This window comes from Streptomyces sp. NBC_01460 (genome assembly GCF_036227405.1).
GTDB lineage: Bacteria > Actinomycetota > Actinomycetes > Streptomycetales > Streptomycetaceae > Streptomyces.
Genome location: NZ_CP109473.1, coordinates 8,535,138 through 8,562,052, shown reverse-complemented (window position 1 = coordinate 8,562,052; position 26,915 = coordinate 8,535,138). Strand labels below are relative to the sequence as shown.

Here is a 26,915-nt window from a genome sequence, read left to right as displayed (position 1 = left end):
GATTCGTGGCCGGCATGCTCGTCGTGCCCGCGGACATCACTGCCCGGGACCGGGCGCACGTGGTCGGCGATGTCGATGCCCTGGGAGCTGGTGAGTAGGGGTCTGCAACGGAGCGGTGTTGGTCGGACGTGGACCGGTTGCTCCTCGCCGTGACCGCCACCAGGGACCTCTCGGCACTGAGGTCGCAGGCGTGGGCCATGCGCAGCTCGGCAGTCCAGTCATAGGCGCCGGCCGGCGGGGAGCGTCATCGAAGCGTGCGGTATCCCCCGCTTCCCTGGCGGCTGACCGGCCAGGGCGGTGGTGTCAGCGGCCGTCGCGGCGCCACCCGTATCGCCACATCGATGCGCGTTCCGGTCAGCCGGTGCCCACCGGTACGGCCGCCCGCTCGGCGATCATGCGGAGGATCTCCTGCTGGTGCGCGACGAGGTAGAAGTGGCCGCCTCCGAAGACGCGGAACTCGAAGGCCTGTTCCGTGTGCCGTGACCAGGCCCGTGCCTCGTCGAGGGAGACCTTGGGGTCGTTGTCGCCCACGAGGCTCCACACCGGGCAGTGCAGCGGCGGGCCCGGCTCGTAGACGTAGGTCTCGGCGGCGCGGTAGTCGGCGCGGATCGCCGGGAGGGCCATGCGGATCAGTTCAGGGTCGTCGAGGATGGCCGAGTCGGTACCGCTCAGAAGCCTCATCTCCTCGACGATGCCGTCGTCGTCCCGCAGGTGAACGGTCTCCGTGCGCGGCGCGGCGGGGGCCCGGCGCGCGGAGGCGAACAGGGCGTGCGGCACGACGCCGTGGTCGCGCTCGAGGCGACGCGCGACCTCGAAACCGAGGGTCGCTCCCATGCTGTGCCCGAACAGGACCAACGGGCGGTCCGTCCACTCCAGGAGTACGGCGGTCACCTGGTCGGCCAGTTCGGCGATCGTGGCGACGCAGGGTTCGGCCCGCCGGTCCTGGCGCCCCGGATACTGCACGGCGAGCACGTCCGTGTCGGCGGGCAGGCCCGCCGACACGGGCCGGTAGAAGCTCGCCGAGCCGCCCGCGTGCGGCAGGCACACCACCCTGACCGCCGCGTCCGGGCGGGGGTGGTAGCGGCGTATCCACAGGCGGTTGAGCTCGGCCGACGTGGTCATGGGGTGCGGTTCCCTTCGTGGCGGCGGCGCGGACCGGCCGCGCCGGGCGTGCCCCAGCAGTCTCACCGTCCGGGCGCGCGGGCCACACCCCTACCGCCCCCAGGCCCGGGGGCGGCGGGCGGGACTCAGGCGTTGAGGTAGGCCAGGACCGCCAGGACGCGGCGGTTGCTGTCGCTCGACGGGGGGAGCATCAGTTTGGAGAAGATGTTCGAGATGTGCTTGGCCGCCGCGCCCTCGGAGACGGTCAGCCGTTGGGCGATGGCGGTGTTGGAGCATCCCTCCGCCATGAGTTCCAGCACTTCGCGTTCCCGGGCGGTCAGCGCGGACAGCGGCTCGTCGCGGGAGTGGGAGGTCATCAGCTGGGCCACGACCGTGGGGTCCATGGCCATGCCGCCGGCCGCGACCCGGCGGACGGCGTCGATGAACTGCCCGTCGTCGAGGACGCTGTCCTTCAGCAGATAGCCGATGCCGCCGGTGCCGTCGGCCAGCAGTTCGCGGGCGTACATCTGCTCGACGTGCTGGGAGAGGACGAGGATCGGCAGACCGGGCTGCTCGCGGCGGGCGAGCAGCGCCGCCTCCAGGCCCTCGGTGGTGAACGTCGGTGGTAAGCGGACGTCCACCACGGCCACGTCGGGGTGGTGTTCCGCGATGGCCTGTCTCAGATCCGTGCCGTTGTCCACGGCGGCGACCACCTCGCAGTCGTAGGCCTCCAGCAGCTGGATGATTCCCTGCCTCAGGAGGAAGAGGTCTTCGGCGAGGACGACACGCACGGCAGCTCCATTTTCATGACGGTCGGACCGCCCGGGGGACTGTTGATCTCCAGGACGCCGTCAAAGGATGCCAGCCGCCGCCGGATGCCCTCCAGACCGCTCCCGGCCGACATCTCGGCGCCCCCTCGGCCGTCGTCGGTGACCTGCCCGTGCAGGGCGCCGTCCGCGTACCGGAGAGCCACCTCGACCTGTCGGGCATCGGCGTGCTTGAGCGCGTTGGTCAGCAGCTCCGACACCGAGAAGTAGACCGCGGACTCCACCGGATCGGGCAGCTTCCCCGGCAGGTCCGCCGTGACCGTGACAGGCAGCGGGCTGGCCAGGCCCAGAGCCCTCACGGCGTCGGCGAGTCCACGCTCGGCCAGCACCGGGGGGTGGATGCCCCGGACCAGGCCGCGCAGCTCACGCAGCGCCTGTACGGAGGAGCTGCGTGCGTCGTGCAGCAGGCGGCGGGCCTCTTCGGTGTTCCGGTCCAGCTGCCGGTCGACGGCTCCGAGGGTGAGGCCGAGGCTGACCAGCCGGGCCTGGGCGCCGTCGTGCAGATCGCGTTCGATGCGGCGCAGTTCGGCGGCCTGGATGTCGAGCGCACCGGACCGCGTCTCCGCCAGGTGCCGCACCCGGGAGGCCAGACGCCCGCGCTGGGTCGGGCCCAGCAGGAACAGGGCGAAGTAGGCGTAGCCCTTCAGCACCCAGGGGCTGAGGTGGAGCCAGGCGGCGAATACGACGAGTGCCGCCAGGGCCGCGGCGACGGCGGCAGGCCAGCTGTCGACGGTGATGAACGCGTACCAGCGGCCCACACCGTCGGCGGCGACGGGGCGCCACAGCCCGCAGGCCAGCGCCAGCCCCTCCCCCGCGTAGTACAGCATCGCGGCCGGCGCGCAGCCGAGCAGCAGGCCGACACCGCTGTTGAGGAGCAGCCACAGCAGGTCCCGCCAGGTCGCCGGGTCGGCCAGGATCCACTTGCAGCGGCGCACCCAGCCGACGATGTCCCGTTCGATCTCCTCGGGTTCCGGCCGGTACGGCCGTTCCACCGGGACTCCGGAGCGGGCGGCGGCACGCCGGTTCAGGTCGCAGACCCAGCGCACCGCGGTGGTCAGGTGGGGCAGGGCGAGGAAGCCGATCCCGATGAGGCACAGGACGACGAAGTACGTGGTCGTGACGAACAGGGCGATCGAGGCGAGTGCTCCGGCGGCGATCAGCGCGCCGACCACGGTGTCCTGGGCGGACCGGACCAGCCGCGTGCGTCCGCCCTCCCACCTGCGGGGAAGGGCGGGGGAAGGGCCGTCCCCGTTCGGGGGTGCCGGGGACGGCCCGGTTCGGATACGGCTCACGCGGCCTTCACCGTGTCGACGGCGGGCGTGCGCATGCCGCGCCACGAGGGCAGGAGCGTGGCGCCGAAGACCAGCACCAGGGACCCGCCGACGATGGCGAGGTAGATGCCGGGGGATCCGGCGGGCAGATACGAGTCGGACTTCACCATGCTGTAGGGCACGATGGTGGTCGCGGCGGCGATCGTGCCGAGGACGGTGGCGATGATTCCGATGAGTACGCCCTCGACGGTCAGCATGCCGAGCACCTGACGGCGCGTGGCCCCCGTCAGTTGCTGGAGGCCGAACTCGGCGCGGCGCTTGCGCGTCACCGCCACGAGGGTGTTGACGACGGTGATGGCGGCGTATCCGACGATCATGGCCACGATCGTATAGTTCGCGGCGACCAGGATCTGCTGGATCTGGTTGTTCCGGCCGGCCAGTGAGTCGCCGTCGTCCAGCTCGGTGCCCGGCACGCTCGCCGCCAGCCCGGCCAGTGCGTCGCGGACTCCGTCCGGGCCACCCGGTCCGGAGCGGACCAGGATCTGGAGCGGGAGCCCTTCGCTCGTGTGCGGAGCCAGGGTCGCCACGGGCAGGGTCACGTACTGCTGCTTGGGGTTGTCGGCGTAGAGAGCGACGACGGTGGGGCGTACGGCGGTGCCGTCGCCGAGGCGCAGCGGCAGCGGGTCACCGATCCCCACGCCGTATTCCTCGGCCTTCTTGTCGGAGAGCGCGACGGTGTCGCCGCGCAGAGCGGACAGCGACCCGGCGACGGGCCGCAGATCGAGGCTCTGCCGCACGCCGTCGGCGGACACGCCCCGCAGTTCGGTGTCGGCCGGCCCGTCGGGGGCGTCGACGAATCCGCGGCTGGTGACGAACTCGGAGGCCGCGGCCACGCCGGGGGTCGCCCGGACCCGGTCGACGACGCCGGGGGCGAATCCGCCCGTGGTGGAGTCGAGGACGTAGTCGGCCAGGACGTTCTGGTCGTAGGAGCTCTGGGAGACGTGGTCCTCGGTCGCCTGCATGTAGAGGGTCCCGGTGGCGATGCCGATGAGGAGGACGATGGGCGCGACGGCCCCCGCCATACGGACGTTGGCCGTGGTGGCGTTGCGCAGGGCGAGCATCCCGGGGATGCCGGAGAAGGCGCGCACCGGGAGCTTCAGCAGGAAGACCATCGCCTTGGTGATCCCGGGGGCGAGCAGCGCCAGGCCGATGCAGAACAGTACGGAGGCGGGCCCCGCGGTACTGGCGAGCGTGGGGCCGTCCTCCATCACCGTGGCGGTGGCGACGGCGAGGCCGATGCCGTTCGCGAGGAAGAACAGGGCGATCAGCAGCCGCGGAACGCTGAACCAGCGGGTGCCCACGGCGCTCTCGGCCAGGGCGGCGACCGGCTCGGTGCGGGCGGCGCGGCGGCCGGCGAAGCGGGTGGCCCCGGCTGCGGCAAGCACGGTGACGACGGCGCCGACGGCCATCGGCATCCAGCCGGCGTGGTAGACGATCGCCGGCGAGACGACGCCACTGGAGGTGAGCACGCCGAAGAGCAGCCGGCCGAGCAGATATCCCGGGTACAGGGCGAGCAGTACCGAGCCCACCGAGAGCACCGCCGTCTCGGTGAGGATCATGCGGCGCAGTTGCTGAGGGGTGGAGCCCACAGCCCTCAGGAGGGCCATCTCCCGGGTGCGCTGCTGGAGCGACAGCCCGAGGGTGGAGGCGACGCCGAACATCACGATCAGCACCACGGACGAGCCGAAGATGGCCGCCAGGATCACGACGGTGCGCTGGCTGGAGAGGGTGCCGGGCAGTTCCGCCAGGCCCCGCCGCTCGCCGGTGAGCACCTCGGCCCGGTCGCCGACGGCGGACCGCACCGCGTCGGCGACCACCGCCGTGTCCGCGCCCTTCTCCGGCAGTACGCCGATCGAGTCGATCCGGCCGCCGGCCAGGGTGCGGGCCTGCTCGTCGCTGAAGAACACCGCGGCGTCCGGGTTGTCGTCGCCGCGTTGGCCGGCGACACCACTGACCGTGAACCGCCGGGTGTCGCCGTTGACGACGATCCGGACGGCCGAGCCCGGGCGTGCACCGGCGCGCTCGGCGAGTCCGGAGTCGAGGACGACCTCGCCGCCGGCAACGGGGGATTCACCGGCGGCGAGGGTATAGGGGGTGAGCCGGGCACCGGCCCAGCCATGGCCGTACGAGGCTTCCTCGCCGGTCAGCGCCTTGCCGTCCTTGAGGACGGTGGCGGGGAAGGACACGTCGCCGACGGCCTCGCGGACGCCCTTGGCCCGGGCCACCTCATCGACCAGCGCGGGGTCGATACGGTGCCGTTCCGTCAGGGCGGCGCCCTCGTAGGACTGTTCGCCGGTCACCACGACCGGGGCCCCGTTCAGGCGCAGCGGGTCGGCGGCCATCCGGACGCCGGTCTCCATCAGGCCCCCGCAGCCGATGACGATCGCGGCGCCGAGGAACATCGCGAGGAAGGTCGCGACGAAGCTGGTCCGCCGGAACTTCAGGGTGCGCAGGGCGAGCCGCCACATCAGTACATCCCTCCGGACGTCATCGGTGCGGCCTGCGCGCGGTTCTCGTCCTCCCAGGCGCCGAGCCGTGTCATCCGTGCCGCGACGGCGTCGGCCGTCGGCCGGTGCAGTTCGCCGGCGAGGGCGCCGTCGGCGAGGAAGACCACGTGGTCGGCGTACGAGGCGGCCACCGGGTCGTGGGTGACCATGACCAGGGTCTGGCCGGCCGTGTCGACGGACTCGCGCAGCAGGGAGAGCACGGCCGCCGCGGTGCGGGTGTCCAGGGCACCGGTGGGCTCGTCGGCGAAGACCACCGCGGGCCGGGTGACCAGGGCGCGCGCGATGGCGACGCGCTGCTGCTGGCCGCCGGACAACTCGGAGGGCAGGTGGCCGAGGCGGTCGGCGAGGCCCACGCGCTGCACGACGTTCTGGATCAGCTTCTTGTCTGGCCGCTTCCCGGCGAGTTGCAGCGGGAGGGTGATGTTCTGCATCACCGTCAGCGCGGGCAGCAGGTTGAACGACTGGAAGATGAAGCCGATCCGGTCGCGGCGGAGCATGGTCAGCTGGGTGTCGTCCAGGCCGGCGAGATCGGTGCCGCCGACGGTGACGGTTCCGGAGGTGGGCCGGACCAGGCCTGCGGCGCAGTGCAGGAAGGTGCTCTTGCCGGAGCCGGAAGGTCCCATCACCGCGGTGAAGGTGGCGTTGGCGAAGCTCATGGAAAGTTCCCGGAGCGCGGCCACCTGACTGTCGGCTCGTCCGTAGATCTTCGACACGGTGTCCAGCCGTACCGCCTCCGACCGGCGGAGGTCATGTGATGTGTGCATCGGGCTCTCCAATGAAATGACGCGCTTCGAACGCGGTGTCTGCGGATCAGATTAGGAGGATCGGGACCGCCGCACATTGGCCTTGTACCGCCGATTCGAGGTAGAGGTTTCTCTACCCCCGCACCACATGTATGTGGAGTCGTGCGACGGTTTTATGTCATGGCGCATAGTGCGTGGTGTTGCCGGTGGCGAGCCGGATGCAGGTGTCCCCGCACTGCGGATGAGTCGGTCCGGCCGGGCCCCGGCGGCGGGAGGAATCCGTCGCCGGTGGGCCCTGACCTGGTGTTGACGGACCAGGAGGCATTCGGTCGGCTACAGCGGGAGGTCGTGGGAATCCCGCCCGCCCGCGACGGACACAGGTCGGAAAAATTACGGTGCAGCGCATTTCTTCGAGAATATTGCTACTGCTCTGTCAAGGTGGCAGAAATACCCGTAGGACAGTACATCTGGCGGCCCCCTGTCCGAATCGTTTACCCCACCGTAAAAATGCGGTCACCGCCAGTGCCACGGTGTGGATGAACGGGTAACGTCGAAGTATCCGAAAAACCGTCGAGGGATGGGATTCTCTGTGTCCAGGACAGCCGGCCTCCCCACGGCCGAGAGGCATTACGGCACCGCACACACCGCACACGCAAGGTCGGTGCGGCATGGGGCGTGACCACGGGCTGATCGCCAGCGTGCAGCCCGACGGGTACCTGGAACTCTTCGTACCGCTCACCGGAAAACGCCACAGATGCGGCCCTCGCGGCACGACGATGTGGCTCGCCCTGCAGCGCAGTGATTGGCAGACGGAAGTGGCCGCGGAGGAAATCGCCGTGCGATTGGGTGTGGATCCGGACAGTATCCGCTGCGATATCGAAGCATGGATGTCGCATTTCCGTGAGGCGGGTGAGTGACCGAGCCGCGGGGCGGCGGCCTTTCGGCCGCCGCGTCCCGCGGCGGGTCCGGTGGCTGGTGCCTGCGGCACGGCCCACGGTCGCCTTCCGGCGCCGTCCGTGTCAGGGCGCCGCGATGCCGGACAGCCACTTCTCCACCGCTCCGGCGGTGGACTCGGCTCTGTCCTCCATGATCGTGAAGTGTGTGCCGGGCACCTCGGCGAGTTCGTGCGTGCCGTCCCAGACCGCCTGCCAGCCGTCGAGGCCGGGTGCGAAGGGCTCCTCGGGCCGGACGAAGAGCACCGGAGACGTCAGCGCGCCCGGCAGGCAGTGCGTGATCAGACCGCTGTAGCGGCTCATCGCGGCGAGGCGCGCGGTACCGAAGCCGCCCACCGACGATTCCCGGTCGAGCATCCCGTTGAACATCTCGCGCCGGAGCTGTTCGGTGCCGTCGTCGGCGAGCAGATAGGTGTCCAGCAGCACCACGCCGGAAGCCGGCCGGCCGGCCTTCTCCATCGCCTCGGCCGCCGCGTGGGCGAACTGCCCGCCGGAGGAGTAGCCGAGGAGCACGTAGGGCCGCCCGTCGGCGCAGGCCCGCTGGATGCCCTCGACCACGACCTCCACGACCGCCTCGACGGAGCGCGGCAGCGGCTCCCCGGGGACGAAGCCGGGCACGTCCGGTACGAGGACGTCGCGTCGGCCGTGGAAGTGCCGGGCGAACCGCACGTACTGGTGGGCTCCGCCCAGCGCCATCGGGGAGGGCAGGCAGAGCAGGCGGGGCCCCTCGTCTCCCGTGGACAGGCGGACGGGATCGCTCACGTCGCCGAACTCGGCCGCCGACGAGAAGCCCGGCAGGATGTCCGCGGCGCTGTGCAGCAGCGTCATGGCTCGTTCCCAGGTGCCCCCGGCCGCCGCGCGCCGCACCAGCCCGCTGACCGATTCGATGTCGTCGTCCGCCGGCTCGGGGGCGCCTCCCCCGGCGAGGTGCGCGCGCAGGTGGCCGGCGAGCGCGACGGGCGTGCGGTGGTCGAAGACGGCCCCGGCCGCGACGGTGACGCCGAGTGCCTTGCCGAGGGCTCCGCGCAGTTCGGCCGCGGAGACCGAGTCCATGCCGATCTCCAGGAAGGCGTCGTCGGGTTCGACGGCCTCCGGCCCCTCGTGTCCGAGGATCGCGGCGGTCTGGGCGCGCACCAGGTCGGCCAGCAGGGCCTCCTGCTCGGTCTCCGGAGCCGCCGCCAGCCGCTCCCGCAGACTCTGCGCGTCCGGGGCCGCGGCGGGTGCGGCGGGTCCGCCGGGATGCGCGGCGGCCGGCTGCGGGGTGGGCCGGTCCAAGGTGAGGGGGACATCGGCGTTCAGCCAGAACCGTTCGTGCCGGAACGCGTAGGTGGGGAGCTCGGCGCGTGCCGTACCGGGGAAGAGCGCCGCCCAGTCCAGGGGCAGGCCGTCGGCGTGCAGCCGGGCGAGCCCGGACAGCAGGGCCGTCGGTTCGGCGCCGTGGCGCCGGCCCAGGGCCACGAAGGCCGCGTCGCCCTCGCCGACGCACTCCCGGACGAGCCCGGTCAGGACGGCGTCGGGACCGACCTCGACGTAGCGGGTGACCCCTGACCCGGCGAGGGCGGCGACGGCGTCGGCGAAGCGGACGGTGCCGCGCACGTGCCGTACCCAGTAACGCGGGTCGCGCAGCTGGTCCCCGGTGGCGGGGCGTCCGGTGAGCGCCGAGACCACGTCGACGCGGGGTTCGTGGAAGGTCAGCCGCTCGACGACCGCGAGGAAGTCGTCGAGCATGCCGTCCATCAACGGGGAGTGGAAGGCGTGCGAGACGCTGAGCCGCCTGGTCTTCTCGAACGTCGCGGCGGCGGAGAGGACGGCCTCGCGCTCGCCGGACAGGACGACCGCCGCAGGTCCGTTGACCGCCGCCAGGCCCACCCGTTCGTCCAGCAGCGGGCGGACCTCGTCCTCGCCCGCCCGCACGGCCACCATCGCGCCGCCCTCGGGGAGGGCCTGCATGAGCCGGCCGCGTGCGGCGACCAGGGTGCAGGCGTCGGCCAGGTCCAGCACTCCGGCGACGTGGGCGGCGGCGATCTCGCCGACGGAGTGCCCGGCCAGCACATCGGGCCGTACCCCCCAGGACTCCAGCAGCCGGAAGAGGGCCACCTCGTAGGCGAAGAGGGCGGTCTGGGCGTACTGGGTGCGGTGCACCGCCTCGGTGTCGTCGCCGCTCAGCACGCCCGCCAGGTCCAGGCCGAGGTGCGCGTCGATCGCGTCGAACGTCTCGGCGAACACCGGGTAGCGGGCGCGCAGTTCGAGCCCCATGCCGGGACGCTGCGCTCCCTGCCCGGTGAACAGGAAGGCCGTGCGGCCACCGGTGCGGGCCCGGCCGGTGACGGCGGCGGCCGACGGACGTCCGGTGGCGAGGGCGTCCAGGCCGGCCCGGAGCTGGTCCCGGTCCCCACCGACGACGGCGGCGCGGTGGCCGAACGCCGCGCGCCGGGTGCCCAGGGCTCTCGCGACGGCGGACAACGGCAATTCGGGGCGGGCGTCGAGGAAGTCACGCAGCCGCTCGGCCTGTGCGGGGAGGGCGCGCGCGGAACGGGCGGAGAGAGGCAGTAGCACGGCCGGTGCTGCGGGTTCGGGCTCCGTGTGGGGGCCGGTGTCGTCGGTGGGGGCCTCCTCCAGGATCACGTGTGCATTGGTCCCACTGATCCCGAACGACGACACCCCCGCACGACGCACCCGCTCACCCCGCACCCACGGACGCTCCACCTCCAGCAACCGAACCCGCCCCGCACCCCACTCCACCTTCCGCGACGGCACACCCACACCCAACGTCCGCGGCAACACCCCCTCCCCCAACGCCAACACCATCTTCATCACACCCGCCACACCCGCAGCCGCCTGCGCATGACCGATATTCGACTTCACCGACCCCAACCACAACGGACGATCCCCCGACCGATCCCGCCCATACACAGCCAACAACGCCTGAGCCTCGATCGGATCACCCAACTCCGTCCCCGTCCCATGCGCCTCCACCACATCCACCTCAGCAGCCGACACCCCCGCCGACACCAACGCCTGCCGCACCACCCGCTGCTGAGACGGACCATTCGGCGCCGTCAGACCATTCGACGCACCATCCTGATTCACCGCACTCCCCCGCACCACCGCCAACACCCGATGCCCCGACCGCCGAGCATCCGACAACCGCTCCAACACCAGCACACCGAGGCCTTCGGAGAACCCGGTGCCGTTCGCGTCGTCGGAGAAGGACCGGCACCGGCCGTCCGGGGAGAGGGCACCCTGCCTGCTGAACTCGACATAGGTGCCGGGTGAGGCCATGACCGTCACTCCGCCGGCCAGCGCGAGGGTGCACTCGCCCTGGCGCAGTGCCTGCGCGGCGAGGTGGAGTGTGACCAGTGACGAGGAGCAGGCCGTGTCGACCGTCAGGGCGGGACCCTCCAGACCGAGCGTGTAGGCGACCCGGCCCGAGACGACGCTGCCGGAGCCGAAACTGCCGAAGTAGTCGTGGTACATGACACCCGCGAACACCCCTGTGGGGCTGCCGCGCAGCGACGTCGGGTCGATGCCGGCGTGCTCCAGCGCCTCCCAGGACCCTTCCAGCAGGAGCCGCTGCTGCGGGTCCATCACCAGTGCCTCGTGCGGGGAGATACCGAAGAAGGCGGCGTCGAAGTCCCCGGCGTCGTAAAGGAATCCTCCCTCACCCGTGGAGGAGCGGCCCGGGGTGCCGGGCACCGGGTCGTACAGGTCCGGATCCCAGCCGCGGTCCTCGGGGAACGTGCCGATGCCGTCGCGGCCCTCGGCGACGAGACGCCACAGGTCCTCGGGCGAGCGGACTCCACCCGGGTAGCGGCACGCCATGCCCACGATCGCGATGGGTTCCCGGGCCGCGGCGGTCTGAGCCCTGTTGCGCTCCCGCAGCCGCTCGATCTCCTTGAGCGAGGCGCGCAGCGCCTCGACCATCCTGGTGTCCGGCTTCTCGGACTCGGCCATGGTCCTCTTCCTTCTCACAGGGCGTCGTCGTCGCCGACGAGGTCGTCGAGCGCCAGGGTGATCAGGCTCTCGGCGTCCATCGCGTCGATCGCGGGGCGGCTGGGCGCATCGTTCGCGGACTGCTCCCGCGCGGGCCGCAGCCCAGCGAGTTCGAGCAGGCTGTCCAGCAGTCCGGCTTCGCGGAGCCTGGCCACCGGGAGGGCCGCCAGGGCGGCGCGGACGGTGTCCTCCTCGCGCGGGCCGTCGACGGCCGCCGGCGTCAGCTCCGCGGCGAGGTGATCGGTGAGGGCGGCCGGACTCGGGTGGTCGAAGACGAGCGTGGCGGACAGCCGCAGCCCGGTCGCCTCGTTGAGCCGGTTGCGGAACTCGACGGCGGTCAGTGAGTCGAAGCCGAGGTCCTTGAAGGGCAGCTCCGCCTCGAACTCCTCGCTCCCGAGCACCTGCCGGGCCTCGTCCCGCACCAGTTCGAGCAGCAGCGCGGTCCGTTGCTCCGGCGTGCGGGCGGCCAGGTCGCGGCGGAGCGCCGCCGAGGCCACGGACGCGGTGGCACCGGTGCGTCGGGGCGTGCGCACCAGGCCGCGCAGCAGCGGGGCGATACGGCCGGCGTCCCGCGGGGCGCCCAGGTCCAGGCGGGCCGGCAGCAGGACCGGCTCCTCCCGTCCCACGGCGGTGTCGAACAGCTCCAGACCCGCAGCCGTGTCGAGGGGGAGCACTCCCCCGGAGGCCATGCGCCGCGTGTCGGTGTCGCTGAGACGGTCGGCCATGCCTCCGCCGCCCGCCCAGGCGCCCCAGGCGAGCGAGACGGCGGGCAGCCCCAGGGAGTGCCGGTGCGTGGCGAGGGCGTCGAGGAAGGTGTTGCCCGCGGCGTAGGCGGCCTGGCCCGGACTTCCGAGGAGTCCGGCCGCGGACGAGAACAGCACGAACGCGGTCAGCGGACGGTCCGCGGTGAGTTCGTGCAGATGCAGGGCGGCGTCCAGCTTGGGCCGCAGCACGGTGTCCAGTTGCCCGGGCGTGAGTGAGGTGAGGACGGCGTCGGCGAGGACACCTGCGGTGTGCACCACCGCGGTGACGGGGTGCTCGTCCAGGACGCGGGCGAGGGCGGCGCGGTCGGAGGCGTCGCAGGCGGCGAGGGTGATCCGCGCGCCGAGGGTGGTCAGTTCCTCCCGCAATTCCGCGGCGCCGGGGGCGTCGGCTCCGCCTCGGCTGAGCAGGACGAGCCGCGTGGCGCCGTGTCGGGTGATCAGGTGGCGGGCCACCTCCCGGCCGAGAGCGCCGGTTCCACCGGTGATCAGCACGGTGCCCGTCCAGTCGGCCGGGGTGTGCCCGTCCCGGCGCGGGGCTCGGATGAGCCGGGGGGCGGCCACCGTTCCCACACGGAGCACCAGTTGGGGTTCGCCGGAGGCGACGGCGGAGGGCAGCAGGCGTCGGGACGCGTCGGTGTCGTCGAGGTCGGCGAGGACGAGCCGGTCGGGGTGCTCGGACTGGGCCGAGCGGATCAGGCCCCACGCGGCGGCGGCACCGGGGTCGGTGACCGCGGCGGCATCGGGGCCGGCGGCCCCCCGGGTGGTGACGACGAGGCCGGTGCCGGCGAACCTCTCGTCGGCCAGCCAGTCGCGGACCACGGCGAGCAGCCGCCGGGCCCCCGCCCGGATCTCCTCGGGGCTCCGTCCGCCGGGGTGCGGGACGACCAGCGTGTCGGGCACCTGGGCGGCTGCCTCCGGCAGTCCGGTGACGGTCGTGACCTCGGCCACCTCCCCGGCGAGCACGGCGGCCAGTTCGTCGTGGCCGGAGCCGAGGACGGCCCACCGGCCGGCCTGGGGGGCGGGGGGCACGGTGACGGGAACCCAGTCCAGGGTGAACAGGTCCTCGTGCCCGCCGGCGGCCGCCGCGGCGATCCGCGCGGGGTCGACCTCCCGCAACGTCAGTGACGCGACCCGGGCCACGGGCCGGCCGTCGGCGTCGGCGGCGTCGATGCGTACGGCGCCGGAGTCCAGCGGCGCGATCCGCACGCGCAGGGCGGTCGCTCCCGTGGCGTGCAGTTCGACGCCGTTCCAGGCGAACGGCAGCGCCATCCGCTCCGGGGTTCCGGCGCGCAGTCCGATGGCGTGCAGCGCGGAGTCGAGCAGCGCCGGGTGCAGTCCGAACGCGACGCCGTCGGTGTCGACGGCGACCTCGGCGTACACCTCGTCGCCGAGGCGCCAGGCCGCACGCAGGCCCTGGAAGCGGGGCCCGTACTCGGCGCCGAGTGCGGCGAGCCGTCCGTAGACGTCGTCCAGGTCGACGGGTTCGGCTCCGGGCGGCGGCCAGGACGTCAGGTCGTGGGCGGGTGCCGGGTCGGCGGGGCGCAGCGCACCGGTGGCGTGGGTGGTCCACGGGTCGTCGTCGGCCGTCGCGGCGTACACGGTGAATGCCCGGACGCCGCCGGCGTCCGGTTCGCCGACGGTGCACTGGAGGCGGACGCTGCCGTGCGCGGGCAGCACCAGCGGTTCGGCGACGGTCAGTTCCTCCACCACGGGGCAGTCCAGCCCGGCACCGGCGGCGAGGGCCATCTCGACGAACGCCGTGCCCGGCAGGAGCGGCACACCGCCGACGGCGTGGTCGGCCAGCCACGGCTGGGCGGAGAGCGAGAGCCGGCCGGTGTGCAGGGCCGCGTCCGCGTCGGCACGTTCGACCGCGGCGCCCAGCAGCGGATGGCCGACTGCGGGCCCGGGCTGCCCCGGGTCGCCGGTCATCCAGTAACGGTCGCGCTGGAAGGCGTAGGTGGGCAGGTCCGAGCCGTCGCGGTGGGGCAGCAGGTCCGTCCAGTCGACGGTGACGCCGTGCACGTGCAGCGCGGCGAGCCCGGTCACCAGTGCCTCGGTCTCCTCGCGGTCCCTGCGCTGGAGCGCGACGACGGCGGCCGTGTCCTCGGGCAGGCAGTCACCGGCGGCGGCGGTGAGCGCGCTGCCGGGACCGACCTCGGCGAAGTGCCGGGCGCCCGCGTCGTGCAGGGCGGACACGGCGTCGGCGAAGCGGACCGCCTCGCGGGCGTGCCGCACCCAGTACTCCGGGGTGGACAGTTCGTCGGCGACCGCGGGGGCGCCGGTGAGGGTGGAGACCAGCGGGATGCGCAGCGGCCCGTAGGACAGTGACTCGGCGACCTCGCGGAACTCCTGGAGCATCGGTTCCATCAGGGCCGAGTGGAAGGCGTGGCTGACGGCCAGTTCCTTGCTCCGGTCGAAGCGGGCGGCGAGGGCGCGGGCCGGGCCGGCCGGGCCCGAGACCACCACGGACCCGGGTCCGTTGACTGCGGCGAGGCCGACCCCGTCCCCGAGCAGCGGCGTGACCTCGTCCTCCGCCGCGCGTACGGCGATCATGACGCCGCCGGTGGGGAGAGCCTGCATCAGCCGGCCCCGGGCGGCGACGAGCCGGCAGGCGTCCTGGAGGCCGAGGACGCCCGCCACGTGGGCGGCGGCGAACTCGCCGACGGAGTGGCCCGCAAGGAGGTCGGGCCTGACGCCGAACGACTCCAGCAGCCGGAACAGGGCCACTTCGAAGGCGAACAGGGCGGGCTGGGTGTACTCGGTGCGCTCCAGCAGTTCGGCGGAGCCGAGTACGTCGCCGAGCGGCCGGTCCAGCAGCGGGTCCAGGTGCGCGCTGACCTCGTCGAAGGCGGCGGCGAAAGCGGGGAACACGGCGCTGAGCCGGGCCCCCATGCCGGGCAGTTGGGAGCCCTGGCCGGAGAAGAGCAGGGCCAGCTTGCCGTCGGTCGCCGGGCCGGCCGTGCCGACGGGAGGTGTGCGGCCCTCGGCCAGCGCCCGCAGCCCGGCGGTCAGGTCCTCGTCGGTGTGCCCGACGACGGCGGCTCGGTGGCCGAGTGCGGTACGGGCGTGGGCGAGGGCTCCGGCGATCCGGTGCGGGTCGGCGCCCGGGTGGCCGGTCAGGTGGTCCAGGAGCCGGCCGGCCTGGGCCCGCAGCGCCTGGGGTGTGTGGCCGGACAGCAGCCACGGCACGACGCCCACCGCGGGCCCCGCGGGCGGCGCGGCGGGGGCGGACGGCGCGGCGGGCGGCGCCTCCACGATCACGTGGGCGTTGGTGCCGGAGATCCCGAAGGAGGAGATGCCCGCGCGGCGCGGCCGGCCCGGGTCCGGCCAGGGCAGGGACTCGGTCAGCGGACGGACGTTGCCGCCCTCCCACTCCACGTGCCGGGAGGGCTGGTCGATGCCGAGGGTGGCAGGCAGGGTCTCGTGGTGGATCGCCTGGACCATCTTGATGACGCCGGCGACACCGGCGGCGGCCTGGGTGTGGCCCAGGTTGGACTTGACCGAGCCGAGCCACAGCGGGCGTTCCTCGGTGTGCTCCGCGCCGTAGGTGGCGATCAGGGCCTGGGCCTCGATGGGGTCACCGAGGGTGGTGCCGGTGCCGTGGGCCTCGACCACGTCGACGTCGGCCGCGCCGACGCCCGCCGCCTCCAGGGCGCGGCGGATGACGCGCTGCTGGGCGGGGCCGTTGGGGGCGGTGATGCCGTTGGAGGCACCGTCCTGGTTGACGGCGGTGCCGCGGAGCACGGCGAGGATCGTCCGGCCGTTGCGGCGGGCGTCACTGAGCCGCTCCAGCAGCAGCACGCCGGCTCCCTCGCCGAACCCGGTGCCGTCCGCGGCGTCGGCGAAGGGACGGCAGCGGCCGTCACCGGAGAGGCCGCGGTGCCGGCTGAACTCCACGAATGTGCCGGGGGTGGCCATGACGGTCACTCCCCCGGCCAGGGCCAGGGAGCACTCGCCCTGGCGCAGTGCCTGAGCGGCCAGGTGCAGGGCCACCAGTGAGGAGGAGCAGGCGGTGTCGACGGACAGGGTCGGCCCTTCCAGGCCCAGGGTGTAGGCGACCCGGCCGGAGACGACGCTGCCGGAGCCGAAGCTGCCGAAGTAGTCGTGATACATGACACCCGCGAAGACACCGGTGTCCGATCCGCGCAGGGTGGCCGGGTCGATGGAGGCCCGCTCCAGGGCCTCCCAGGAGGTCTCCAGCAGCAGCCGCTGCTGGGGGTCGGTGACGAGGGCTTCCTCCTCGTCCATGGCGAAGAAGGCCGGGTCGAAGTCGGCCGCTCCGTACAGGAAGGCGCCGTGCCGGGTGTAGCTGGTGCCCGGCCGGTCCAGGGTCGGGTCGTGGAGGGTCTCGACGTCCCAGCCCCGGTCCGCGGGGAACTCCCCCACGGCGTCGCGGCCTTCGGCCACGAGGCGCCACAGTTCCTCCGGAGAGGAGATGTCGCCGGGGAAGCGGCAGCCGATGCCGACGATCGCGATGGGCTCGTCGGCGCCGGCCCGTGCCGGGGTGGCGGGCGCCGCCCGGTCGAGTGCGCCGGTCAGTTCGCCCAGAAGGTACCGGGCGAGTTCGGCCGGGGTCGGGTGGTCGAAGACCAGGGTGGCGGGCAGGCGCAGTCCGGTCGCGGCGGCGAGCCCGTTGCGCAGTTCGACCGCGGCCAGTGAGTCGAAGCCGAGTTCCCGGAAGGGCAGCGTGCGGCCGACGTCCTGGGCGGAGCGGTACCCGAGGATGGTGGCGACCCGGCTCCGCACGAGTTCGGTGAGGAACGGTTCGCGCTCCGGCTCCAGCAGCCCGGCGAGCCGGTCGCGCAGCGAGTCGGCGCCGCCCGCGGCCGCCTGGCCGGCGGTGGCGCGGCGTACGGGGACCAGGCCGCGGAAGAGCGGGGCCAGGGCATCCGCCTGGCCACGCAGCGCCGCGGTGTCCAGCCTGACCGGGAGGACGACGGGTTCGGTGCCGCGCAGGGCGGCGTCGAACAGGGCGAGTCCCTCCTCGGTCGGCAGCGGGGCGACACCGCCGCGGGCGATGCGTGCCCGGTCGGATTCGTCGAGGGTTCCGGTCATGCCGCTCGCCTGGGCCCACAGGCCCCAGGCCAGGGAGTGCGCGGGCAGGCCGAGGGAGTGGCGGTGGGCGGCGAGGGCGTCGAGGTAGGCGTTGGCGGCGGCGTAGTTGCCCTGGCCCGGGGAGCCGAGGGTGGCGGCCGAGGAGGAGAAGAGCACGAACGCCGACAGGCCGAGGTCCGCGGTGAGTTCGTGCAGGTTCCAGGCGGCGTCGACCTTGGGCCGGAAGACCGTGTCGACACGTTCGGGGGTGAGGGACGCGAGCACACCGTCGGCGAGGACGCCGGCCGCGTGGATCACGGCGGTCAGCGGCCGGTCGGCGGGGATCCCGGCCAGCACCCCGGCGAGGGCCTCGCGGTCGGCGGCGTCGCAAGCGACGCCGGTGACCTCGGCGCCCAGCTCGGTCAGCTCGGTGATCAGGTCGTCGTCGGGGCCGCTCCGGCTGAGCAGCAGCAGGTCGCGCACGCCGAGGCGGCCGGCCAGGTGGCGGGCGATGATCCCACCGAGGGCGCCGGTCGCGCCGGTGAGCAGGACGGTGCCGGTGCCCAGACCGACGCCGGCGCCGGCGCCGGTGCCGGTGCCGGTGCCGGAGTCGGCGTCCGGGGCGGCGGCCTCGGCTGCGGGCGCCGTGTCCGGGACACGGGCCAGCCGCGGCACGTACCAGGCTCCGTCGCGCAGCGCGAGGTGCGGTTCGCCGCTCGCGACGGCCTCGGCGATCCGGTCCGGGCCGGGGTCCGTCCCGCTCTCGACCAGGACGATGCGGCCGGGGTTCTCGGACTGGGCCGAGCGGACCAGCCCGCCTGCCGCGGCGCCGGCCGGATCGGGCCCGGCGAGGACGACAAGAGTGCTGTCGTCGGCGAGCCGGTCGCGCAGCGCGTCGAGGACGGTGGCCACGGCCTCGCGCGTCTCGGCGGCACCGATGCCCGCAGGGGCGCGCAGCACGTCTCCGTGCTGCGGTGTGAGCGCGGTCTCCGCCGGCGCGGGTGCGGGGATCCAGTCGACGCGGTGCAGCGCGCCGGACCGGGAGGTCCTGGCTGCCGCGTCCACCAGGTCGGTGCGCAACGGGCGCAGGGTGAGGGAGTCGACCGTGGCGACGGGGGCTCCGGCAGGGTCGGCCAGTGTGAGGGCGACGGTGCCCTCGCCGGTGGCGCGGACCTTCACGCGCAGCGCGGTGGCCCCGCTCGCGTGCAGTCGCACCCCGGACCAGGCGAACGGCAGCAGCGCCTGGTCGCCGGCGGCGTCGGTGAGGCCGACGGTGTGCAGGGCGGCGTCGGAGAGGGCCGGGTGCAGTCCGAAGCCGTCGACCGGTGCGTCGGTCTCCACCTCGGCGTACACGGCGTCCTGAGTGCGCCAGGCGGCGCGCAGGCCCTGGAACAGCGGCCCGTAGCCGAGTCCGAGGGCGGCGAGTTCGTCGTAGAGGCCGTCGAGAGGAATCGGTTCGGCATCGCGCGGCGGCCACGACGTGAGGGGTTCCACGACGGCCGGGAGAGATCCGGTCGGAGCGAGCAGGCCGTCGGCGTGCCGCGTCCAGGGAAGGTCCTCGTCGGTGCTCTCGGGACGGGACCACAGGGTCAGCGGGCGGGTCCCCCCGTCGGGCGGGCCGACGACGGCCTGGAGCTGGACGGCCCCGTGGTCGGGCAGGACCAGCGGGGCGTGGAGGGTGAGTTCGGCCAGGTCGCCGCAGCCGACCTGGTCGCCCGCGCGCAGGGCGAGTTCGAGGTGTCCGGTGCCGGGGAACAGCAGCCGGTCCCCGACCCGGTGGTCGTTCAGCCAGGGGTGCGTGCTCGCGGAGAGCCGGCCGGTGAGGACGGCCTCCTCGCTGCCGGCCCGTGCCATGGCGGCGCCGAGCAGGGAGTGGTCGGTGGCCGCGAGGCCGGCGGCCGTGACGTCGGCGCCGGTGGTGGTGCTGTCGAGCCAGTACCACTCGCGCTGGAAGGCGTACGCCGGCAGGGGGACGAGGCGGGTGCGACGGCCCTCCGCGACCGCGGCCCAGTCGACACCCGCGCCGTGGGTGAAGGCCTCACCCAGACCGACGAGCAGCCGGTCCCGGCCGCCCTCGTCACGGCGCAGCGAGCCGATGGCGGCGACCGCGTCGTCGGTCTCCTGGATACCGACGGTCAGCACCGGGTGGGGGCTGGACTCCACGAACAGGGTGTGGCCGCCGGCGACGGCGCCGCGTACGGCCTGCTCGAACAGCACGGTGCTGCGGAGGTTGGTGTACCAGTAGTCGGCACCGAGTTCGGCCGTGTCGATCGGGGCACCGGTGACGGTGGAGTAGAACGGCACGTCGGTGCTGCGCGGCTCGATGCCCGCGAGGTCCTCGGCGAGGCGTTCACGCAGGGACTCCACGTGGGCGCTGTGCGAGGCGTAGTCGACGGGCAGCCGTTTGGCGCGTACCTTCTCGGCGCGCAGCCGCAGGAGGAGTTCGTCGAGGGCGTCGGAGTCCCCGGAGACGACGGTGGAGGCGGAGCCGTTGACCGCGGCGACCGAGAGCCGGCCGTCCCAGGCCGTGAGCCGGTCACGGACCGCGTCGGCGCCCTCGCCCACGGACATCATGCCGCCGGAGCCGGACAGCAGTTCGGCGATGGCCTGGGAGCGCAGGGCGACCACGCGCGCGCCGTCCGTCAGGGAGAGCGCGCCGACGGCGCAGGCGGCGGCGATCTCGCCCTGGGAGTGGCCGATGACAGCGGCCGGGGTGACGCCGTAGCCGCTCCAGGTGTGCGCCAGGGACACCATCACCGCCCACAGCAGGGGCTGGACGACGTCGACCCGGTCGAGCCCGCCGCGCAGTTCGGTGGCGAAGTCCCAGTCGACGTAGGGTTCCAGGGCGGCGGCGCACTCGGCCATGCGGGCCGCGAACACCGGTGATGCGTCGAGGAGTTCCGTGGCCATGCCGGACCACTGCGAACCCTGGCCGGGGAAGACGAAGACGGGGCGGGCCCGTCCGGTGGCGGTGCCCACGGCGAGGTTGCGGGCGGTGCCGCCGTCGGCCAGTGCGGCGAGCGCCCCGCGCAGTCCGGCGGGGTCGGTGCCGGTGACGGCGGCACGGTACGCGAAGTGGGCGCGGCCGGTCGCCAGTGACCAGCCGACGTCGCGGGGGTCGAGATCGGGATGCGCGTCGAGGTGGCCGAGCAGCGCGGCGGCCTGTCCGGCGAGCGCGGCGGGCGACTTCGCCGACAGCAGCCACGGGACCGGTGTCTCCGGGGTGACGCCGTCGTCCGGCGCCGCGGCGGGCTCCGGGGCCGAGGGGACCTGTTCGAGGATGACGTGGGCGTTGGTGCCGCTGATCCCGAAGGACGACACCCCGGCGCGGCGCGGTCGGCCTGCCTGGGGCCAGGACCGCTCCTCGGTCAGCAGGCGCACCTGCCCCGCCTCCCAGTCGACCTTGCCGGACGGCTCGTCGACGTGCAGGGTCCTGGGCAGGCTGCCGTACCGCATCGCCATGACCATCTTGATCACACCGGCGACACCGGCCGCGGCCTGGGTGTGCCCGATGTTGGACTTGACCGACCCCAGCCACAGCGGCCGGTCCTCGGGCCGGTCCTGCCCGTAGGTGGCCAGCAGGGCCTGCGCCTCGATCGGGTCGCCGAGGGTCGTACCGGTGCCGTGCGCCTCCACCGCGTCGACATCGGCGGTGGTGAGGCGGGCGTTCTCCAGGGCCTGGAGGATGACGCGTTCCTGGGACGGGCCGTTGGGCGCGGTCAGGCCGTTGGAGGCACCGTCCTGGTTGACGGCGGTGCCTCGGACGACCGCGAGGACCGGGTGGCCGTTGCGGCGGGCGTCCGAGAGACGCTCGACCACGAGGACGCCGACGCCCTCGCCCCACACGGTGCCGCCGGCCGCGTCGGCGAACGCGCGGGTGCGGGCGTCGGGGGCGAGGGCGCCCTGCCGACTGAACTCGATGAAGGTCTCCGGCGTGGCCATGACGGCGACGCCCCCGACCAGCGCGAGTGAGGACTCACCCTGGCGCAGTGACTGCCCGGCCAGGTGCAGCGCCACCAGCGACGAGGAGCAGGCGGTGTCGACGGACAGCGAGGGGCCCTCCAGGCCGAGGGTGTAGGCGACCCGGCCGGAGATGATGCTGCCGGAGCCGAAGCTGCCGAAGTAGTCGTGGTACTGCACACCCGCGAACACGCCCGTCGGACTGCCCTTGAGGGAGTGCGGGTCGATGCCGGCGTGCTCCAGTGCCTCCCAGGAGGCCTCCAGCAGCAGTCGCTGCTGCGGGTCGGTGACGAGCGCCTCCTTGGGGCTGATGCCGAAGAACGCGGCGTCGAACTCGCCCGCGTCGTAGAGGAACCCGCCCTCGCCGACGTAGGAGGTGTCGGGGCGCTGCCGCGTGGGGTCGACGACGCGGTCGACGTCCCAGCCGCGGTTGACGGGGAACGGGGCGATGGCGTCCGTCCCGTCGGCGACCAACCGCCAGAGGTCCTGCGGCGTGCGTACGCCGCCCGGGTAGCGGCAGGCCATGCCGACGATCGCCAGCGGCTCGTCGGCGCGGACGCGCCCGGTGCGCCGGGTACGGCGTACGGCGCCGCCCGCTCCGGCGACCAGGGTGCCGAGGTGGAGGGCGAGCGCCTCGGGTGAGGGGTGGTCGAAGACGAGTGTGGCGGGCAGCCGCTGGCCCGTCTCGGCGGACAGGGAGTTACGCAGTTCGATCGCGGCGAGCGAGTCGAAGCCGAGGTCCTTGAAGGCCCGGTCGGTCTCCACGGCGTCCGGTCCGGCGTGTCCGAGGACGGCGGCCACATGGGCGCGGACGGTGTGCAGCAGCGCCTCGGCCCGCTCCGTCCCGCCGAGGGCGGCCATGCGCTCCGCGAAACCGGACCCGGTGCCCTCGGCGGCGGCCTCCCGGCGCGCCGGGCGCCCGGCCAAAGCACGGAGAACGGGGGCGAGTTCGCCCCCCTGGGCGCGCAGCGCGGACAGGTCGAGCCGTACGGGGGCCACCGCGGGGCGGCCGGTGCGCAGCGCCCGGTCGAAGAGGGCGGTGCCCTCCTCGGCGGACAGGGGGATCATGCCGCCGCGGGACAGGCGGGCGAGGTCGGCCTCGTCCAGGGCGCCGGTCATGCCGCCGGTCGGGGCCCAGGGGCCCCAGGCCAGGGCAAGGGAGGGCGATCCGTTCGCGCTGCGGTGGAAGGCGAGCGCGTCGAGGCAGGCGTTGGCGGCGGCGTAGTTGCCCTGTCCGGGCGCGCCGACGGTGCCGGCGACGGAGGAGAACAGCACGAAGGCGGAGAGGCCGTGATCCCGGGTCAGTTCGTGCAGGTGCAGGGCGCCGAGTGCCTTGGGGGCGAGGACGGTGTCGAGGCGCTCGGGCGTCAGGGAGGACACCACTCCGTCGTCGAGGACACCCGCGGCGTGCACGACCGCGGTGAGCGGACGGTCCGGTCCGATGCCGTCGATGAGGGCGGCGAGGGCGTCGCGGTCGGCGACGTCGCAGGCGTACGCGGTGGCGCTCGCGCCGAGAGCGGCGAGTTCGGCGACCAGTTCGTCGGCGTGGCCGCGGCGGCTGACCAGGGCGAGGTGGCGTACGCCGTGGGTGGTGACCAGATGCCGGGCCAGTACGGGGCCGAGCCCTCCGGTGGCACCGGTCAGCAGCACGGTGCCCTCCGGGTCGAGGACGGGGGCAGCCGCGTCGTCGAGCGGCTCGGCGCGTACCAGCCGGGCCGCGCGGGCGGCGCCGGAGCGGACGGCGACCTGCGGTTCGCCGGAGGCGAGAACGGCGGGCAGCAGGGTGCCGGGGTCGGTGCCGGGTTCGAGGTCGAGCAGGACGCACCGGCCGGGGTTCTCCGACTGCGCGGAGCGCGCCAGTCCCCACACGGCGGCGCCGGCCAGGCCGGGCACGTCCTCACCGGAGGTGGAGACGGCGCCCCGGGTGACGACGGCCAGCGGCCGGGGGTCGTCGTCCTGGAGGGCGGCGAGGGCGGTGTGGAGCGCCGCGCGTACCGCCCCGGCGTCCGAGGCGGACGGGATCTCCAGCAGGCGGTGGTCGGCGGCGGGGGCATCGGTGTCGAGCGCCAGCGGCTGCCAGTCGAGGGCGAACAGGGCCTCGGTGGCGGTGTCCTGCCCGGTCGTCAGCCGGGTCAGCGGACGGGAGGCCAGCGAGTCGACGGTGGCGACGGGGGCACCTGTGGCGTCGGCCAGGTCGACGGCGAAGGTGTGGTCGCCGGCGGGTGTCATGCGGGCCCGCAGGACCGAGGCGCCGACGGCGTGCAGGGTGACGCCGGCGAACATGAACGGCAGCCGGGCGGTGTCGTCTCCGGATCCGTCGCCGAGCAGGGCCAGGGAGTGCAGGGCGGCGTCGAAGGCGGCGGGATGGAGGCCGAAGCGGGGGGCGTCCGTGGCAGGCCCCTCCGGAAGGCGCACCTCGGCGAGGACCGCGTCCCCGTCCCGCCAGGCGGCGGTCAGGGCGCGGAAGGCGGGCCCGTAGTCCAGGCCGGCGGCGGCGTGCCGCTCGTACAGGCCGGTGAGGTCGAGCTCCTCGGCGTCCCGCGGCGGCCAGACGTCCAGCCGGGCGCCGGGGGGTGCCGTGCCGTCGGTGAGCAGACCGGAGGCGTGCAGGGTCCAGGGTCCGTCGGCGGGCGTGTCCTCGGCGCGCGCGTAGATCTGGACCGTGCGGGCCCCGGCCGGATCGGGGGTACCGACGGCGACCTGGACACGGACGCCGTCGGCGGGCGGCAGCACCAGCGGTATCTCCAGGGCCAGTTCCTCCAGCCGGCCGCAGCCGACCTGGTCGCCCGCGCGGACCGCGAGTTCCACCATGGCGGTGCCGGGCACGACGACGGAGCCGCCGACGACGTGGTCGGCGAGCCAGGGGTGGGTACGCACGGACAGCCGGCCGGTCAGGACCGCGCCGTCGGAGCCGGCGAGCACGGTGGCGGCACCGAGCAACGGGTGGTCGGCGGAGTCCAGTCCGACGGAGCCGACGTCGCCGGCCGGGGCGGTCGTCTCGGGCCAGAACCGCTCCCGCTGGAAGGCCGTGGTGGGCAGGTCGACGGTGCGGGCCCCGGTGAACAGCGCCTCCCAGCGCGGTCCGGCGCCGCCGGCGTGCAGCTGGGCCAACGCGGTGAGCAGGGTCTCGGTCTCGTCCCGTCCACGGCGGGTGGCTGCGGCCAGGACGGCGCCACCGCCGGCGGTCTCGTCCTCCGTGGCGGCCAGGCACTCGCGGGCCATGGCGGTCAGTACCGCGTCGGGGCCGATCTCCAGGAACCGGGTCACGCCCTCGTCGGCGAGGGTGCGGATCCCGTCGTGGAAGCGGACGGCCTCGCGCGCGTGCCGGACCCAGTACCCGGGGGTGCCGATGTCCTGGGTGGCGAGCCGGCCGGTGACGCCGGACACCAGGGGCAGAGTCGCGCGGCGGAAGGTCAGGGACGACACCACGGACCGGAACTCGGCCAGCATCGGTTCCATCAGGGGCGAGTGGAAGGCGTGCGACACCGTCAGCCGGCGGCTCTTCTCGAAGTGCGCGGCGACCGCCTCGGCCTCGGCGGCGTCGCCGGAGATCACGACGGAGTCCGGCCCGTTGACGGCGGCGACGTCGACCCCGGAGGTCAGCAGGGGGCGCACGGCCTCCTCGGAGGCGCGCAGGGCGATCATGGCCCCGCCCTCGGGGAGCGCCTGCATGAGCCGGCCGCGCGCGGCCACCAGCGTGGTGGCGTCCGGCAGGTCCAGTACGCCCGCGACGTGGGCGGCGGCGATCTCGCCGATGGAGTGGCCCGCGAGGTAGTCGGGTGCGAGGCCCCAGGACTCCACCAGCCGGTACAGCGCCACCTCGAAGGCGAACAGCGCGGTCTGGGTACGGGCCGTACGGTTCAGCGGCTCGGGATCGTCGCCGAGCACCAGCTCCCGCAGGCCTCCGTCGCCGGACAGCCCGCAGATCTCGTCGAAGGCCCGCGCGAAGACCGGGAAGTGGGCGCGCAGTTCGCGGCCCATGCCGGGGCGCTGGGAGCCCTGGCCGGTGAACAGGAAAGCGGTCTGGCCCTTGCGGACGCGGCCGAACGCGGTGGCCCGGCCGCCCTCGGCGACCTGGGTCACGGCGTCGAGCAGGGTGTCCCGGTCGGAGCCGAGGACAACGGCCCGGTACGGATGGGCGGTGCGGGTGACGGCCAGCGAGTGCGCCACGTCCACGGGGTCGGCCTCGGTCACGGCCGCCGCCAGGCGGGCGGCCTGCTCGCGCAGGGCCCGCTCGCTGCGGCCGGAGAGCACCCACGGCACCAGCGCCGGCGCGGTGCGCGGCGCGGGTTCCTCCGCGGGTTCGTCCGCGGGCGCCTCTTCCAGGATGGTGTGGGCGTTGGTTCCGCTGGCGCCGAAGGAGGAGACCGCGGCCCGACGCGGGCGCCCGGGATCCGCCCAGGGGCGGTTGGCGGTGAGCAGGCGGACGTTGCCCTGGCTCCAGTCGACCTTGGCGGACGGCTCCTCGGCGTGCAGGCTCCGGGGCAGCACGCCGTGCCGCATCGCCATGACGACCTTGATGATGCCGGCCACGCCCGCGGCGGCCTGGGTGTGACCGATGTTGGACTTCACCGATCCCAGCCACAGCGGTGCGTCCTGCGGCCGGTCCTGCCCGTAGGTGGCGAGCAGGGCCTGCGCCTCGATCGGGTCACCGAGCGTGGTGCCGGTGCCGTGCGCCTCCAGCAGGTCGACGTCGGCCGCGGTGAGGTGCGCGCCCGCCAGCGCGGCGCGCACGACCCGCTGCTGGGACGGGCCGTTGGGGGCGGTCAGACCGTTGGAGGCGCCGTCCTGGTTGACGGCCGAGCCCCGGATGACGGCGAGGACCTCGTGTCCGTTACGGCGGGCGTCGCTCAGCCGCTCCAGCAGCAGCATGCCTGCGCCCTCGCCCCAGCCGGTGCCGTCGGCCGAGTCCGCGAAGGACTTGCACCGGCCGTCGGGGGCGAGGCCCCTCTGGCGGCTGAAGGCGACGAACGAGTTGGGGGTGGACATGACCGTGGCGCCGCCCGCCAGGGCGAGGGTGCACTCCTTGCCGCGCAGGGCCTGGACGGCGAGGTGCACCGCCACGAGCGCCGACGAGCAGGCGGTGTCGATGGTGACGGCCGGGCCCTCCAGCCCGAGGGCGTAGGAGATCCTGCCGGAGATCACGGCTGCCAGGGCGCCGGTGCCGAGCGCCGCCTCGGAGTCCTGCGGCATCCGGGCCAGCAGGTCCCGGTAGTCCTGGCCGTTGGTGCCGGCGAACACCCCGACCCGGGCGCCGTGCACCGAGTCGGGGGCGATACGGGCGCGTTCGAGCGCCTCCCACGACACCTCCAGCAGCAAGCGCTGCTGGGGGTCCATCGCGACGGCCTCCCGCGGGCTGATGCCGAAGAAGTCCGGCTCGAACCCCGCGGCGTCGCTCAGGAAGCCGCCGCGCGTGGAGTACGTCTTCCCCGTGGCGTCCGGGTCCGGGTCGTACAGCGCGTCGACGTCCCAGCCGCGGTCACCGGGGAAGTCCCCGATGGTGTCGGTGCCCTCGTGGACCAGCCGCCAGAACTCCTCGGGGGTGGTGACCCCGCCGGGGAAGCGGCAGCTCATTCCGACGATGGCGACGGGTTCCCGGTCCTGGGTCTCCACCTCGCGCAGCCGTTGGCGGGTCTGGTGCAGATCGGCGGAGACCCGCTTGAGGTAGGAGAGCAGCTTTTCGTCGTTGGTCATCGGGTGTC

Annotated in this window: 8 protein-coding genes; 1 reads left to right on the top strand and 7 read right to left on the bottom strand. The window is 74.0% G+C overall.

Annotation, left to right across the window (positions count from 1 at the left end; all coding sequences use genetic code 11):
• Positions 1 to 354 precede the first annotated feature (354 nt).
• From OG488_RS38100 to OG488_RS38080, 5 genes are all read right to left on the bottom strand, one after another.
• Entirely contained in the window at positions 355 to 1,122 is a 768-nt protein-coding gene (locus tag OG488_RS38100) for a thioesterase II family protein (RefSeq protein WP_329238128.1), read from the bottom strand.
• A 125-nt stretch (positions 1,123 to 1,247) separates the two neighbouring features.
• Entirely contained in the window at positions 1,248 to 1,892 is a 645-nt protein-coding gene (locus OG488_RS38095; protein ID WP_329238126.1) for a response regulator transcription factor, read from the bottom strand.
• Positions 1,856 to 3,124 (bottom strand): sensor histidine kinase, encoded by a 1,269-nt coding sequence (locus tag OG488_RS38090; RefSeq protein WP_329239311.1) that lies wholly within the window; start codon positions 3,122 to 3,124, stop codon positions 1,856 to 1,858. Before OG488_RS38090 ends, OG488_RS38095 begins: the two co-directional genes overlap by 37 nt.
• A gap of 92 nt (positions 3,125 to 3,216) precedes the next feature.
• Positions 3,217 to 5,727: an FtsX-like permease family protein gene (locus tag OG488_RS38085; protein WP_329238124.1), complete on the bottom strand. Its 2,511-nt coding sequence runs from the start codon at positions 5,725 to 5,727 to the stop codon at positions 3,217 to 3,219.
• A complete protein-coding gene (locus tag OG488_RS38080; protein WP_329238121.1) occupies positions 5,727 to 6,530 on the bottom strand; it encodes an ABC transporter ATP-binding protein in 804 nt (267 codons plus the stop codon). Before OG488_RS38080 ends, OG488_RS38085 begins: the two co-directional genes overlap by 1 nt.
• Before the next feature lie 647 nt (positions 6,531 to 7,177).
• On the opposite strand from OG488_RS38080, the gene OG488_RS38075 reads away from it, so the two are divergent.
• Positions 7,178 to 7,426 (top strand): hypothetical protein, encoded by a 249-nt coding sequence (locus OG488_RS38075; RefSeq protein WP_203183467.1) that lies wholly within the window; start codon positions 7,178 to 7,180, stop codon positions 7,424 to 7,426.
• A gap of 102 nt (positions 7,427 to 7,528) precedes the next feature.
• Here the strand turns inward: OG488_RS38075 and OG488_RS38070 are convergent, their stop codons facing one another.
• Both OG488_RS38070 and OG488_RS38065 read right to left on the bottom strand, forming a co-directional pair.
• A complete protein-coding gene (locus tag OG488_RS38070; RefSeq protein ID WP_443074266.1) occupies positions 7,529 to 11,434 on the bottom strand; it encodes a type I polyketide synthase in 3,906 nt (1,301 codons plus the stop codon).
• Positions 11,431 to 26,907 (bottom strand): type I polyketide synthase, encoded by a 15,477-nt coding sequence (locus OG488_RS38065; RefSeq protein ID WP_329238113.1) that lies wholly within the window; start codon positions 26,905 to 26,907, stop codon positions 11,431 to 11,433. The genes OG488_RS38070 and OG488_RS38065 overlap by 4 nt, the downstream gene beginning before the upstream one ends.
• Between the last annotated feature and the right edge of the window lie 8 nt (positions 26,908 to 26,915).